We start from the raw sequence: 14,478 nt of genomic DNA on the forward strand, positions 1-14,478 counted from the left end.
TATATTTCACAAGATTATTTTGCGGGCTCGTTTAGAGACGGTTCGATTTTCAATCATCCCGTAAAGGTATCATTTCAGTGCGTAATTATCGCGCTGGACAGGACGTAGCATTATGAAGACACATCCACAGTACGAACCCTGGCTGCAGGGCATGTTCATCATCGCGAAGCATTATCGGCTGGATTTTTCTGCGGAGCATGTTCGGGTCACCATTAATCATGAAAGTCAGTCTCCGCGCCAGCTGGTGCTGGAGGAGATGGCACGCCAGCTTGGGCTGGGGATGCGTATGGTCGCGGCAGATGCCGTATCCCTTGACCCGTGGCGCTTGCCGATGCTGGCGGAATTCACCGGCGGGCAAATCGCGGTGATCGCTCGCATGGACGGTGAAGGTAATGTCAGTCTGCAGTTCAGTGGCGACGGAGGTCTGGAGACAACGCTAACGCGTGAGGAGCTAGGTTCACGGTTAACAGGACTGATGGTGCTGCGCCCGCTTGAATCCGCGCCGGATGCCCGCGTGGATGACTACATCAAACCGTATGAAAAAAACTGGTTCTGGCAACTGGCGCTGAAGGACTGGCGACGCTACAGCGACATTATGCTGGTGGCGCTGGTCGCTAACGTGCTGGCGCTTTCCGGCATGGTCTTCTCCATGCAGGTCTACGACAGGGTGGTACCGTCGCAGTCAGAAGCCACGCTGTGGGTGCTGTTTGGCGGCGTGATGATTGCCATCGTGTTTGAATTCATCATGCGTATGCTGCGCGTGCATATCTCTGACGTGGTGGGGAAGCGTGCCGATCTGCGCATCTCCGAACGCGTTTTTGCCCATGCGCTAAGGATTAAAAACGGCGCGCGCTCTAAATCAACCGGATCGTTTATTGCCCAGATCCGCGAGCTGGAGTCGGTGCGTGAGCTCATCACCTCCACCACCATTGCGGCACTCTCCGATCTGCCGTTTTTCCTGCTGTTCGTCTTCATCCTGTGGATGATTGGCGGTCCGCTGGTGCTGGTGGTTCTGCTCGCCGTACCGTTGCTGCTCATTCCGGGTCTGCTGGTGCAGCGTCCGCTGGGTAAACTCTCCAGTGAGGGGATGCGCGAATCCGCCATTCGTAACGCCACGCTGGTTGAAGCGGTGCAGGGCATTGAAGACATCAAGCTGATGCGCGCCGAGCAGCGTTTCCAGAACCAGTGGAATAACACCAACGACGTTGCTGCCAGCGTCGGAATGAAGCAGCGCTGGCTGACGGGCCTGCTGCTCACCTGGACGCAGGAGGTGCAGTCGATTGTCTATGCGGTGGTACTGCTAGTGGGCTGTTATCTGGTTATCAGCGGCGACATGACCACCGGTGCGCTGGTGGGGACCTCGATTCTGGCATCGCGCACAATTGCGCCGCTGTCGCAGATCTCAGGCGTGCTCTCGCGCTGGCAGTCGGCAAAAGTGGCCCGCAAGGGGCTGGACGACCTGATGCAGCGTCCGATTGACGATCCGCAGAACGGCAAAAAGGTGCACAAAGCGCACCTGCGCGGCGACTACAGGCTTGAGGACGTCGGGTTTTACTACGACGAAGAAGAGAAGCTCACCGTGCTTAACATCAGCAAGCTGCAGATCCGTGCCGGAGAACGGGTTGCGGTGCTGGGGCGAAATGGTTCCGGTAAAAGTACGCTGTTACAGCTTCTGGCGGGTATGCAGGAGCCGCAGCAGGGGAGCATTCTGCTGGACGATATTGCCCTGAACCATCTTGATCCGGCCGACGTGCGTCGTGATATGCAGTTGCTCAGCCAGCAGGCGCGCCTGTTCTTTGGCTCGGTGCGTGACAACATCCTGATGGGGAACCCGCTCGCCACTGACGATGAAATTCATCATGCGCTGGTCAACAGCGGTGCGCTGGAGTTTGTGCGCAAACAGAAAATGGGGTTGAACACCATCATCAACGAGGGAGGCACGGGGCTATCGGGCGGCCAGCGCCAGGCGCTGTTGTTGGCGCGCGCCCTGATCACCTCACCGCATATCCTGCTGCTGGATGAGCCTACCGCCTGGCTGGATGAAGTGAGTGAGAAGCAGTTTATTCAACATCTTCACAAGTGGCTGGGTAAACGCCGGACGTTGGTTGTGGCAACTCACCGCTTGCCTATTCTGGACCTGGTCGACCGTATCATTGTGCTGGAAAACGGTAAGGTGGTGATGGACGGTCCACGTGACGCGATCCTGCATCAGCACGGTATGGCACCGCAAAAAACGGCTCAGCGCACCGTGACCATGAAACCGGCAGCGGTGGCAGAGGAGGGCGCGGCATGAATGATTTCTCTCGTTTCAATAGTCGTCTGAAGGAGCCGCGCTTACCGCGTTCGTCCCTGGTGGCATGGTCGCTGTTCGCCCTGCTGGCGGTGTTTATCATCTGGGCGAGTCTTTTCCAGCTTGATGAAGTCACTACCGGCAACGGCAAAGTTATACCTTCATCGCATGAGCAGGTGATTCAGTCTCTTGAGGGCGGCATTATTCACAGCCTGATGGTGCGCGAAGGTGACATTGTTGAACGCGGTCAGCAGCTTGCGCAGCTTGACCGGACCAAAACCGAGTCAAGCGTGCTGGAGAGTGAGTCTCGTCTGAATGCCGCGCTGGCAACGGCTGCGCGCCTGAAGGCCGAAGTGAACGATACGGAGCTCGCATTTCCTGAGGAACTGGATGACGACGTTGAGCTGGTCAAGCAGGAAACAGCGCTTTACCAGTCCCGTCGCGAGAGTCTGGAAAAAGGGCTGGCTGGTTTGCGTCAGGGGGCTGAACTGGTGCAGCGAGAGCTGTCGTTAACCCGACCACTGGTGACCCAGGGTGCGGCCAGCAAGGTTGAGGTATTACGTCTTGAGCGTCAAAAAAATGAGCTTGAGAATAAAATCACCGAGATGAAAAATCAGTACTACGTTCGCGCCCGTGAAGAGCTGGCAAAAGCGAATGCGGAAATTGAAGCCCAGCGTTCGGTGATGAAGGGGCGCGAGGATTCCCTGACAAGGCTGACCTTCAATGCGCCGGTTCGCGGGATTGTTAAGGATATTGACGTTACAACCGTTGGTGGCGTTATTCCCCCCAACGGCAAACTGATGAGCCTGGTTCCGCTGGACGATCAGATGGTGGTTGAGGCGAAAATCTCACCGCGTGATGTGGCCTTTATCCATCCAGGCCAGAAAGCGCTGGTGAAAATTACGGCCTATGACTACTCCATTTACGGTGGGCTGGAAGGAGACGTGACCATGATTTCCCCGGACACCTTACAGGATGAAGTGAAAAGAGACGTCTACTATTATCGCGTTTACATCCGTACCGACAATAACCATCTGACCAATAAGCAAGGCAAAGAGTTTCCGGTCTTTCCGGGCATGATAGCCACGGTTGATATTAAAACGGGCAGTAAAACTATTCTGGATTATCTGTTGAAACCATTGAATAAAGCGAAAGAGGCGTTACGAGAGCGATAGGCGAATGGCGTTCGGAACACCGAACGCCTGCTGAGTTAAGCGGTTGACGTCACGTGATGAGCGTGGCGGCGATCTTTAGGAACAACGTTAATGTAATGCGTGACATATGCAAAATATAATCCGGCATAATTTTCAACGAGTTCGATAAACGCCGGGTATATCGACATACGCCCATCACCGCGATCTTTCAGATAACCTGCCTCTTGTGCCGATTTGATGATTCGGTTGACGTGAATTCTTGAAACAAAAAATTCTTTTGCGAGTGTGCTTGCTGAATATTCAATAGTTGCACCATGGGCAGATTTGTTTTTTATGGCCTGCAGGTATAGATAGAGCATAATCATTCGACCGCCATCTTTATCGATGAATAATCCCACTTCAGGCAAAACCTTTCTGAACGTTAATCCCCGAAAAAGATATTCTGCCGCGCGACGGAAAAAATTATTTCTCAACACGTCATTATCCAAAAGGTTAACGTCAATATTAAATGCCGGATAAAGAATGCTGACCGGCAAAAATGCCCCGGACATATATCGCTTTAGTTCATTCAGGCCTTTTTCAGTTGGCGCTATTCTCGTTTTGCGTCTGTCTTCCGTGCAGCGCCAGGTGCTGATGCGCCCGGTGGTTCTGAGTATCGTAATGATTGCAATAACGCTGTTGGGGCTGGCTATTTTATAGCGAGAACATAACTCTTTTATTTCCGAGACAGATTCAGCCTGATTTCCAAAAATAAAACAACACATGGAAAGGATAATGTTAAATCGTGATTCCTGCAGCATTGTTTTGTAGAACAAAGGTTGTTTTTTGTAGATGGTGTCATTAATGGTGTAGTGCTCTAATATTGCCTCACTGAATCGCGGATTGTTCTTTATAACATCCCTTCGATGTAGCAAGGCCCTGGATGAGATATGATTATCCATAGCGTATTTCTCGTATTTGAATGAGCCGATAGATGAAGTATCCAGCCTTCTTTTTCGGAATTTTCATTATACCCTGAGAATGAAACATTTACCGTGGTTATTTGAAAAGAAAAGTATATTTTCAGGTTGTGTGGCGTGAAGTGATTAACGCAAAGATGTTCCAGTGAGGACTGTTTCTTACCCTGTTGTTGTACGGTAAAATTAATACTCACATCAGGTGCATGACATTTTATGCATTCACAAATGGAAATGGCGCGTTGGTGCCCAGGAGCAGGTTATGACCCAAAAAATTTCTCTCAGAAATGGGGCTTGCGATGACCAAAAGTTTGTCATCTCAGCCTGCGGCTTCACATTTCAGGGATATCGTCTGATCCTGGAAAAATACGGGATAGAGGCATCGCTTATTCGCTTTGTTGGGGATGAGATATCTCAACGAGACAGAAAAAATATTCTTATAAATCAGAGTGCTCACATTGTGGTGTTCCTCGGGAAAGGTATTGTCAATCTCCTTGAGAGTCTGAAACGCCTGGCATCCGTACTTAATTCGCTACCCGTTATTCAACGTGTTACGCTGTATGGTGATATACCAGACAGCTGGCTGTATCGCACCCTGGGTAGCCTTTTAAATAGCAGCCGTCAGTTATCGCTGATTCGCATGGCCAGCGTGTCTGATATAATAGGCTCCATCAGCATGCATGATAATATATTTAAGGATGGTTCTCGTTTATTGCGGGATCACTCTCTGGATTATTCTGCTAAAGGAAATTTTAAATGGCTAACCCGAAGGGAGGTTGATGTTTTATTAAGTTTCTACCGGGGCATGTCCGTAAAAGAATTGTGCGACACAATGGGGTTATCTAATAAAACGGTATATACTCACCGAAAGGAAGGTGTTCAAAAATTACATTTAATCAAGCAATGGGTAAACGATCCACACAATTTCAATGTGGGTGAGAGTATTAAGCGAAAAAGTCAAAAGACAGACTTTACGGAAAAGGAAACAGAGATTTTTAACGCGCTGCTTAAGCGGGAAATTTTCCCTGTGTACCAGATCATTACCGACCATAACAAAAAAGGGGTTGGTTTTGAAATACTTATTCGCTGGAATAAAAATGGTAAAATCGTCAAGCCAGTCAGTTTTTTGGCTGATATTTCAAATAATGAAATATGGCTAAAGATTACGGCGTTAGTTATCCATGCTGCCGTGTCTGGTATTAATAAATATAACGGGAAGTATTATTTTTCAGTTAATATACCACCCCGACTGGCTTCCGGGAATGCATTGCCTGATATGGCAAAGAAAGCTATCGACATGCTACTCAAACCGCGGTGGGCCGAAAATTTAGTCTTTGAATTCGCGGAGGATATTGATGTCACGAAGGACACCAGGATCCCTGAAACTATGCGCCATTTACGGAGTACGGGATGTCGATTATTTTTGGATGACTGCTTCTCTAACCATCAAACCATGTTCCCGGTGCGACAGGTACATTTTGATGGGCTCAAACTAGACAAGGACATTGTTGAGCATTTCGTGGCAAATGACAATGACTATCACCTTATTAAAGCGATACAACTTTATAGCGATATGACCGGGACGGATTGCATTGCAGAGGGAGTTGATAGCGAAGAAAAGTTTGAGAAATTAGCTGCCCTGGGCGTCAAAAACTTTCAGGGGTATTATTTATCTCGTGCTGTGAAAGAAGATGAGTTAGACCGCATGGTACGGTTATTTAGCTAGTGAGGAAAAAAAGCCCCGAAGGGCCTTGAGTTATTTTCGACCCAGCAACAGGCCGAGCACAATACCGACAGCACCGGCGGCGATTAGGCCAGTGAGAGGGTTGTTTCTGACCGCTTCGGTGACATCGGAGACCGCATCGCTGGCCTGCGCGGCATATTTTTTCGCGGCACCTTTTACCTGATGTTTTGGTGAATCAACGAATTCACCAAACTGCTGCTGCGCTGAACCTGCGAGTTCATCAAGTTTATTTTTTGCTTTGTCTTCAGCAAACTGGGTATTTTTATCAGTACCGAAATCAGACATTTTTGCCTCCTTTTGTTGATAGTTAAAGGATAGCCGCTCTTTGTAGAGGTGAGAGACGAAAGGCTAAATTTGGCACCTGACAGGATGGTTTTCGGATATATCTCTATATCGGGAACCCGTTATTTCTCATTGTCATCCTGACCGTAATTTATGCCAGGGTAGCACAGTTTCAGGAGAGGCAGGCCGGATAAGCGCAGCTACCCGGCCGAAATAGAGGTCAATGAGGTATAGTCATTTTAACGGCAGGTAGATATCCGTTTGCAGCGCATGTTCCGGCACCTCGTGAATAAAGTTGAGGTAGTGGAAAAATACCGGGGCATCGCGCAGCGTTTCGCCGCTGGCCGGTAGCCAGTCGCGAAACATCACCCATACCGTGGCGGAAATGTTATCCAGCGAACCTGTGTGACGCCCGACGGCGTATCGACCACCGTCAATTTCACCACTGGAAACCCCGAAGTCATTTTCTGGTATTGCTTCAGAGATACTGCCGCAAATATCGAAACGAAAGGCGTCTGCGGGTGTGGTTGCCGGGTCATCCCAGGCAATGCCAAAGGTGCTGCTTTCGTGTACGGGTGATAAGCCCGAGGTTTTACGCCAGGCAATAAATTTCGCCGCGCTGTCATTAACCCTATCCGGGCTGCCACGGTGCTGCAGCACTGCCACTCGGGTCTGTGGGAAATCGACAATCTTAATTTCCATTGTTTTTTGCTCCTGAAAGGTCATTTTCGGTACGCGCTGGTGCCAGCTCAGCCAGTCCGGCTTTTGCCGAAACTGACGGGGGCTTTTTCCAAATGCGTTTCTGAAGGCGCGGCTGAACGATTCGGGGTTCTGGAATCCGGCATCGAGCGCAATATCAATCACCTTATCCTGTGGATTAAACGCCAGTCGCCAGGAAGCACGACGAAGGCGTAGCCACTGGATATAGCGATACAGCGGCTGGCCGCTGAATGCCAGAAACTGCCGGTGAAAATGATAAGGCGAACAGCAGGCTATCGCGCTGAGCTTCTCCAGCGTGAGCGGCTCATCGAGATGGTGGGCGATATAGTCGCACACCATCGTGAAGCGCTCGCGGTAGGCCGTTTTAATTGCATCGTTCATTGCATCCTCCTGATGATCCACTTTGCCTCACCAAACGGCCAGAATCCTGACCGATCTTGCTAATTATGGAGAAGTTATACTGGCCGCATATCGTTGTGCGGCAGCAATCGCCCTGTCGTCAAAAATATACTGTTCGAAATGGTGGCTCGCATCGGTAACGCGATAAATTTTCCATTTACCGTCTTCATTGCGCAGATACACGTTTAACCGCTGTTTTTGCCCATTACCTGCACCCAGCTCGACGTTAACAACTTTTCCGGACACTGAGTTTATTGCGTTGCTTACGCTCAGGTCAGGGATCCACTCCGCGGCATAGTCTTGTGTATAGGTAAAATAATCGGAACCGATAATTTCCTGCTCATTGAGAGAAAGAATTTTCTTCAGACGGAAGAGCGTGTCGCGCGCAATATACTCACGCATTTTTGGTGAATCGAGATTATCTTCATGGGTATCTGTAACGAAGGCCGTGAGGTAGAACGAATAAAAATCATTGATACGTTTTTCCGGCGAATCCATCTGTGCTGAACATCCCGTCAATAACAGGCACATCATAAGAATGTTACGCATCAGTTTTTCCTGTAAATTTTGTAAGAAGGGCGCGCAGAACGATATCCCGGACCACCCCACATATCTCTTTGTCTGAAATCTGAGTACCAGGTGGTGCCGTTGTAAATTGCCATGTGACCCGCAGGATTACCGCCATCATAGGGCTGAATAACAACCACATCGCCTTCCTGTAATGTTTCGCCTTGTCCTAAAATTCGAAAACCTGCCCGTTCAATATTACCGCCGTAATCTTTTGCGTTAGGTGCATTGCCAATATCCACGCCACCTGCACGTATAGCCTTACGCGTAAATTCTCCACAGCGTTTTTGCGAGGAAGTACCGGCATTCTGTCGTGCATACAGGGCCGCTGCGTGTTTGTTCCATGCCATGTGTTAACTCCTGCTGTAGATGAAAGTGTCACTAAACAACGAGAGCTTCAATCCGCTTAGGCAAAAAATGTTATTAAAAAATTATATATTTCATTGTCTTATAGGTTTTTGAGGTTTTATTCGCTTGGTTGATGATATGCGGTAGATGCGCTGATGTAGCAACGGAAACAGAAGGTTTACATCCTCAGTCAAGTGAAATACCATACCCCCCTATAGTATCAGGAGGGCGTATGCCGCATTCACCCGAAGACAAAAAACGTATCCTTACCCGCGTCCGTCGCATTCGTGGGCAGGTCGATGCCCTTGAACGCGCGCTGGAGTCGGGCGATCCCTGTTTAGCCATCCTGCAGCAAATCGCCGCCGTGCGCGGTGCTGCCAATGGCCTGATGGGCGAAATGGTCGAAATTCACCTCAAAGATGAGCTGGTGACGGGGGAAACAACGCCGGATCAGCGAGCCGTGCGTATGGCGGAAGTCGGCCATTTGCTGCGCTCTTATCTAAAATAAACCCACATACCTCACAATAAGGGAAGACAATATGAAATCTCGCGCTGCTGTCGCATTTGGCCCCGGCCAGCCGCTCAAAATCGTTGAAATCGACGTGGCACCGCCGAAGAAAGGCGAAGTGTTGATCAAAATAACCCATACCGGCGTATGTCATACCGATGCGTTTACGCTGTCGGGTGACGATCCGGAAGGCGTTTTCCCTGCGGTACTCGGTCATGAAGGTGGCGGGATTGTGGTAGAAGTGGGCGAGGGCGTGACCAGCCTGAAACCAGGGGATCACGTGATCCCGCTGTACACCGCGGAGTGCGGCGAGTGTAAGTTCTGTAAATCCGGTAAAACCAACCTCTGCCAGGCGGTTCGCGCCACTCAGGGCAAAGGGCTGATGCCGGACGGCACCACCCGTTTCTCTTATAACGGCGAGCCGGTTTATCACTACATGGGTACCAGCACTTTCAGCGAGTACACCGTTTGCGCGGAGATCTCGCTGGCGAAGGTGAACCCGCAGGCGCCGCTGGATAAAGTCTGCCTGCTGGGCTGCGGCGTGACCACCGGTATTGGCGCGGTGCATAACACGGCAAAGGTCAAAGAGGGCGATACCGTGGCGGTGTTCGGTCTCGGCGGCATTGGTCTGGCGGTGATTCAGGGCGCGGTTCAGGCGAAGGCCGGCCGTATCATCGCAGTCGACACCAATCCGGAGAAATTCAAGCTGGCGGGTGAAATGGGCGCGACCGATTTCGTGAACCCGAAAGATCACGAAAAATCGATTCAGGATGTCATCGTTGAGCTGACCGACGGCGGCGTTGACTTCAGCTTCGAATGCATCGGCAACGTGAACGTGATGCGTTCTGCGCTGGAGTGCTGCCACAAAGGCTGGGGCGAGAGCATCATCATTGGGGTTGCCGGGGCGGGTCAGGAGATTAAAACTCGTCCATTCCAGCTGGTGACAGGTCGCGTGTGGCGCGGTTCCGCGTTTGGCGGCGTGAAAGGGCGTACTCAGCTCCCGGGTATGGTTGAAGATGCCATGGCCGGAAAAATCCAGCTCGATCCGTTCATCACCCATCGTTTGCCACTGGAGCAGATCAACGACGCGTTTGATCTGATGCACGAAGGGAAATCCATCCGCACCGTTATTCATTTCGGCGACAAGTAATTTCATTTCGGCGACAAGTAATTCTTCTGCCAGCGGTTTTTCACCGCTGGCATTTCTTTAATAATCTTCTCTAAAGTGTGACCAGTGCGGCGTTTTTAGCCGTAATCTAAATCTCTGCCGTGCCGATGACTATTTAACGGGCGTGTTTTTACGCATCTTACCTATAAGAGAGTCGACGGTCATGGACAACACTACTTCGATGCAGGCGCAGCGCAAGCTGAGCTTCTTGCATCACATCAGGCTGGTTCCGCTGTTTTCCTCCATTCTCGGTGGCATTATTCTGCTTTTTGCCTTGAGCTCAGGTCTGGCGGGATATTTCCTGCTTCAGGCCGATCGCGATCAGCAGGATGTCACATCTGAAATTCAGGTGCGTATGGGGCTGTCGAACAGCTCAAACCATCTGCGAACCGCGCGTATCAATCTTATCCACGCCGGTGCGGCAAGCCGTATCGCGGAGATGGATGCCATGAAGCAGAACATCAGCGATGCGGAAACGCGTATTAAGCAGTCTCAGGAGAGTTTCACCGCCTATATGAATCGCGCCGTGCGTACCGCAGAGGGCGAAGCGCTGGATGCTGACCTGAAAGCACGATATGACGCCTATATTGCGGGTATGCAGCCGATGGTGAAATTCGCCAAAAACGGTATGTTCGAAGCGATTATCAACCATGAAAACGAAACCGCGCGTCCGCTGGACGACGCTTACAACGCCGTGCTGCTGAAGGCGATTAAGATCCGTACCGACCGTGCCAATGCCCTGACGGCACAGGCGCACAGCCGCACACAGCTGGGTCTGATGTTTATGATCGGCGCGTTCGCGCTCGCACTGGTGCTGACGGCATTGACCTTTACCGTGCTGCGCCGCACGGTGATCCATCCTCTGCAGCGTGCGGCGAAACGTATCGAGAATATCGCCAAAGGCGACCTGACGATGCCGGACGATGTGGCCGGACGTAGCGAAATTGGCCGCCTGACGCGCGATCTGCAAACCATGCAGCACTCGCTTGAAAACACCGTGGGTACCGTACGTCAGGGGGCGGAGGAGATCTACCGTGGAACCAGTGAAATCTCTGCCGGTAACACCGATCTCTCTTCGCGCACTGAACAGCAGGCTGCTGCCATTGAGCAGACCGCCGCAAGCATGGAACAACTGACCGCAACGGTGAAACAGAACGCGGATAATGCTCACCATGCCAGTAAACTGGCGGAAGATGCCTCCGGTAAAGCCAGCCGTGGCGGCCAGATGGTCTCCGGGGTGGTCAAAACCATGGGTAACATCTCCAGCAGTTCGAAAAAAATCTCTGAGATTACCGCAGTGATTAACAGCATTGCCTTCCAGACCAATATCCTGGCGCTTAACGCAGCGGTAGAAGCGGCGCGTGCGGGTGAGCAGGGCCGTGGTTTTGCTGTGGTGGCAAGTGAAGTACGTACCCTGGCAAGCCGCAGTGCGAATGCCGCAAAAGAGATTGAGAGCCTGATCAACGAGTCGGTCTCGCTGATCGACCAGGGTTCTGGTGAAGTTGTCGCCGCCGGCAACACCATGAATGAAATCGTGGAGGCGGTTAAACGGGTGACTGACATCATGCTGGAGATTGCCGCAGCGTCTGATGAGCAGAGTCGTGGCATTGTGCAGGTGAGTCAGGCGATTTCTGAAATGGATAAAGTGACCCAGCAGAACGCCTCGCTGGTGGAAGAAGCCTCAGCAGCCGCAGCATCTCTGGAAGAACAGGGCGCGCGTCTGACCGAGGCAGTTGGCGCGTTTCGTTTGAGCAGCGTGAAGCCAGGCCGAGTGGCTACACCAGCCTCAGTGACGAAGAGCACGCCGCTACGCCCCGCGGCGACGGTTTCCGGGGATAACTGGGAAACGTTCTGAGTTGCGCCACCAGAAAAAAAGGGACCTTTCGGTCCCTTTTTTCATCTGTTACTTCTTATCGGGTAAGGCATACGCGATAACGTAATCACCGCGATCCGGTGACTGACGGGCACCACCGGCGTTAATGATGATGTACTGTTTGCCGGTTTTCGGCGACACGTAGGTCATCGGGCCGGACTGGCTGCCCACCGGCAGACGGTCTTTCCAGATCTCTTTCCCGGTGGCGGTATCAAACGCGCGCAGGTAGAAGTCCTGAGTGCCGGCAAAGAACAGCAGACCAGACTGAGTAGAGAGTGACGCACCCAGTGTCGGCATACCAATTGGGATCGGCATATGCATACGAATGCCCAGCGGGCCGGTATCTTCCACCGTGCCGACAGGAACCTGCCACACCAGCTTGCCGGTTTTCAGGTCAACGGCTGACATGGTGCCAAACGGCGGCTTCTGGCACGGAATGCCCAGCGGCGACAGGAAACGTTCGCGCATGGCGCCGAACGGCGTGCCGTCCATCGGTACAATACCCATCTCGATGCCGCTGGCGTTTTTCGCCACGTTAGCGCGCGGTACCATGTAGTTTGCCAGCCCCAGGCGCATATCGTTGATGAACATCAGGCTGTTGTTCGGGTCAACGGAGACGCTGCCCCAGTTCATCCCGCCGAGCGAGCCAGGGAATTGCAGGGAACGGTCGAGACCTGGCGGCGTGAAGACGCCCTGATGGCGCATCTCTTTGAACTGAATACGGCACAGCAGCAGGTCAACAGGCGTCGCCCCCCACATGTCGGACTCGGTCAGCGTCTGGTTGCCAATCATTGGCATACCAACAGAATACGGCTGGGTTGGAGAGTAGCGCTCACCTTCGACGTTACCCGCCGGGACAGGACGCTCCTCAACCTTCGCCACCGGCTTACCGGTTTCGCGGTTGAGCATGAAGATCATACCCTGCTTGCTGGTCTGCACCAGTACAGGCGTGGTACCGCCCTTACCGTCGGGCAGGTCGTACAGCAGCGGCTGGGAAGGCAGATCAAAGTCCCACAGGTCGTGGTGGGTGGTCTGGAAATGCCAGCGGACCTGACCGGTGGCTGCATCAACCGCCACGATAGATGAGCTGTATTTATCATCCAGCGCGGTACGTTCACCTGCCCAGAAATCCGGGGTGGCGTTGCCGGTTGGCAGGTAGATCAGGTTCAGTTTGGCGTCATAAGACATCGCAGACCAGACGTTCGGCGTACCGCGCGTGTAGGTCTGGCCTTCCGGCGGCAGGCCGGTCAGGTTCGGGTTACCCGGATCCCACGCCCACGCCAGTTTACCGGTGTGAACGTCATACGCGCGCACCACGCCCGGCGGTTCGCCGGTGGAGTAGTTATCCGCGACGCGACCGCCGACGACAACAACATTCCCGGCAACCAGCGGCGTAGACGTTTGCTGATAGTAGCCCGGCTTGATCTCGCCCATGCCAACGCTCAGGTCAACGGTGCCATGGTCGCCAAAGTCTTCGCAGACCTTACCGGTATCCGCGTTGATGGCAATCAGGCGGGCATCAGTAGTGGGCAGGAACAGGCGGCGAGGGCACGCGGCAGGCTGTGTCTCAACCTGTGACGTTGTCACTGAAGAGCGATCTTCAAAATAGCCCAGACCACGACAACGCTGCCAGTTAGGTGCCGTGGCTTTGGAATCATAGCGCCACTTCTCTTTACCGGAGTCGACATCCAGCGCCAGCACTTTACTGTATGGCGTACAGACATACAGCGTGTCGCCAATCTGCAATGGCGTGTTTTGATCTTCCGCGCCAGAACCATTGCTCTGCGGGATATCACCCGTGTGTGCAACCCAGGCAACCTTCAGGTCACTGACATTCTGCTTGTTAATCTGGTCCAGCGCGGCGAAGCGGTCGCCGTGCGTGGTGTTGCCCCAGTGCTCCCAGTTTTTTTGCTGCTCGCCGGGTGCGACGGGTTTAACCGGAACGGGCTCGTTAGCCGCCACGAGGGTTTGCGGTTTAAACATCCAGCCCAGGCTGACCAGCATAGCCACCGCAAGCACGGCTGCGATACCAAAAGCGGGAGCCTTGTTCGGTGCGTTATGGTTTGCTGCACGCAGAAAAGGCCACACGATGGCGCAGAGGAATGCCAGTACGGCAAACGTAAAGAGGCGCGAGAAGAGCGGCCAGAAATCCCAGCCCGCATCGCTTACCGCCCAGAACAGCGAGGCGATAAACGCGATGCTATAAAGCACTATCCCACTGGTGCGACTGGTAAAAATGAGGATCGCGGCAATCACCATCACCACGCCCATTATCAGGAAGTACCAACTTCCACCTACGGAGGCGAGCTTAAAGCCCAACCCGCCGACGGCCAGACCGATGAGCATCATCAGTCCGGCAAGTAGCCACTGCAGAATACGAGGTATCCCGCGCGGCGCGCTGCCAAATGCCATTTTCTGTCTCCTTTAGATCCCCCCGCCGTGCCTGAAATGTACCAGTTGGGTAATAAT

Annotated in this window: 12 protein-coding genes; 6 read left to right on the plus strand and 6 right to left on the minus strand. The window is 52.6% G+C overall.

Annotation, left to right across the window (positions count from 1 at the left end):
• Nucleotides 1–112: 112 nt before the first annotated feature.
• Both ACLHV9_RS11785 and ACLHV9_RS11790 read left to right on the plus strand, forming a co-directional pair.
• Nucleotides 113–2,293 (plus strand): type I secretion system permease/ATPase, encoded by a 2,181-nt coding sequence (locus ACLHV9_RS11785; RefSeq protein ID WP_028017476.1) that lies wholly within the window; start codon nucleotides 113–115, stop codon nucleotides 2,291–2,293.
• Complete coding sequence (locus ACLHV9_RS11790) at nucleotides 2,290–3,465, plus strand: HlyD family type I secretion periplasmic adaptor subunit (protein WP_049007286.1); 1,176 nt, start codon at nucleotides 2,290–2,292, stop codon at nucleotides 3,463–3,465. Before ACLHV9_RS11785 ends, ACLHV9_RS11790 begins: the two co-directional genes overlap by 4 nt.
• A gap of 35 nt (nucleotides 3,466–3,500) precedes the next feature.
• On the opposite strand, the gene ACLHV9_RS11795 is transcribed toward ACLHV9_RS11790, so the two are convergent.
• On the minus strand, nucleotides 3,501–4,385 hold the full coding sequence (locus ACLHV9_RS11795; protein ID WP_028017474.1) for a hypothetical protein: 885 nt from the start codon (nucleotides 4,383–4,385) through the stop codon (nucleotides 3,501–3,503).
• Between the two features lie 277 nt (nucleotides 4,386–4,662).
• On the opposite strand from ACLHV9_RS11795, the gene ACLHV9_RS11800 reads away from it, so the two are divergent.
• Nucleotides 4,663–6,126, plus strand: coding sequence for an EAL domain-containing protein (locus ACLHV9_RS11800; RefSeq protein WP_128347762.1), 1,464 nt, complete (start codon nucleotides 4,663–4,665; stop codon nucleotides 6,124–6,126).
• Nucleotides 6,127–6,156: 30 nt separating this feature from the next.
• On the opposite strand, the gene ACLHV9_RS11805 is transcribed toward ACLHV9_RS11800, so the two are convergent.
• From ACLHV9_RS11805 to ACLHV9_RS11820, 4 genes are all read right to left on the minus strand, one after another.
• Entirely contained in the window at nucleotides 6,157–6,429 is a 273-nt protein-coding gene (locus ACLHV9_RS11805) for a YqjD family protein (RefSeq protein ID WP_045284344.1), read from the minus strand.
• Nucleotides 6,430–6,660: 231 nt separating this feature from the next.
• Entirely contained in the window at nucleotides 6,661–7,527 is an 867-nt protein-coding gene (locus ACLHV9_RS11810; RefSeq protein ID WP_407220514.1) for a GyrI-like domain-containing protein, read from the minus strand.
• A 63-nt stretch (nucleotides 7,528–7,590) separates the two neighbouring features.
• On the minus strand, nucleotides 7,591–8,094 hold the full coding sequence (locus ACLHV9_RS11815) for a YbjP/YqhG family protein (RefSeq protein ID WP_407220516.1): 504 nt from the start codon (nucleotides 8,092–8,094) through the stop codon (nucleotides 7,591–7,593).
• Entirely contained in the window at nucleotides 8,094–8,462 is a 369-nt protein-coding gene (locus ACLHV9_RS11820; RefSeq protein WP_407220517.1) for a hypothetical protein, read from the minus strand. The genes ACLHV9_RS11815 and ACLHV9_RS11820 overlap by 1 nt, the downstream gene beginning before the upstream one ends.
• A 230-nt stretch (nucleotides 8,463–8,692) precedes the next feature.
• Between ACLHV9_RS11820 and ACLHV9_RS11825 the strand changes: the two genes are divergently transcribed.
• The 3 genes from ACLHV9_RS11825 (at nucleotide 8,693) to ACLHV9_RS11835 (ending at nucleotide 11,991) form a co-directional block, all read left to right on the plus strand.
• On the plus strand, nucleotides 8,693–8,968 hold the full coding sequence (locus ACLHV9_RS11825) for a metal/formaldehyde-sensitive transcriptional repressor (protein WP_003857256.1): 276 nt from the start codon (nucleotides 8,693–8,695) through the stop codon (nucleotides 8,966–8,968).
• A 31-nt stretch (nucleotides 8,969–8,999) separates the two neighbouring features.
• Complete coding sequence (locus ACLHV9_RS11830) at nucleotides 9,000–10,118, plus strand: S-(hydroxymethyl)glutathione dehydrogenase/class III alcohol dehydrogenase (RefSeq protein WP_108089953.1); 1,119 nt, start codon at nucleotides 9,000–9,002, stop codon at nucleotides 10,116–10,118.
• A gap of 181 nt (nucleotides 10,119–10,299) precedes the next feature.
• Entirely contained in the window at nucleotides 10,300–11,991 is a 1,692-nt protein-coding gene (locus ACLHV9_RS11835; RefSeq protein ID WP_028017467.1) for a methyl-accepting chemotaxis protein, read from the plus strand.
• 48 nt (nucleotides 11,992–12,039) lie between these two features.
• On the opposite strand, the gene ACLHV9_RS11840 is transcribed toward ACLHV9_RS11835, so the two are convergent.
• On the minus strand, nucleotides 12,040–14,421 hold the full coding sequence (locus ACLHV9_RS11840) for a glucose/quinate/shikimate family membrane-bound PQQ-dependent dehydrogenase (RefSeq protein ID WP_108089952.1): 2,382 nt from the start codon (nucleotides 14,419–14,421) through the stop codon (nucleotides 12,040–12,042).
• Nucleotides 14,422–14,478: the final 57 nt, after the last annotated feature.

The sequence above is a fragment of the Enterobacter sp. CPE_E890 genome (genome assembly GCF_046521475.1).
In the GTDB taxonomy this organism is placed as follows: Bacteria; Pseudomonadota; Gammaproteobacteria; order Enterobacterales; family Enterobacteriaceae; genus Enterobacter; species Enterobacter adelaidei.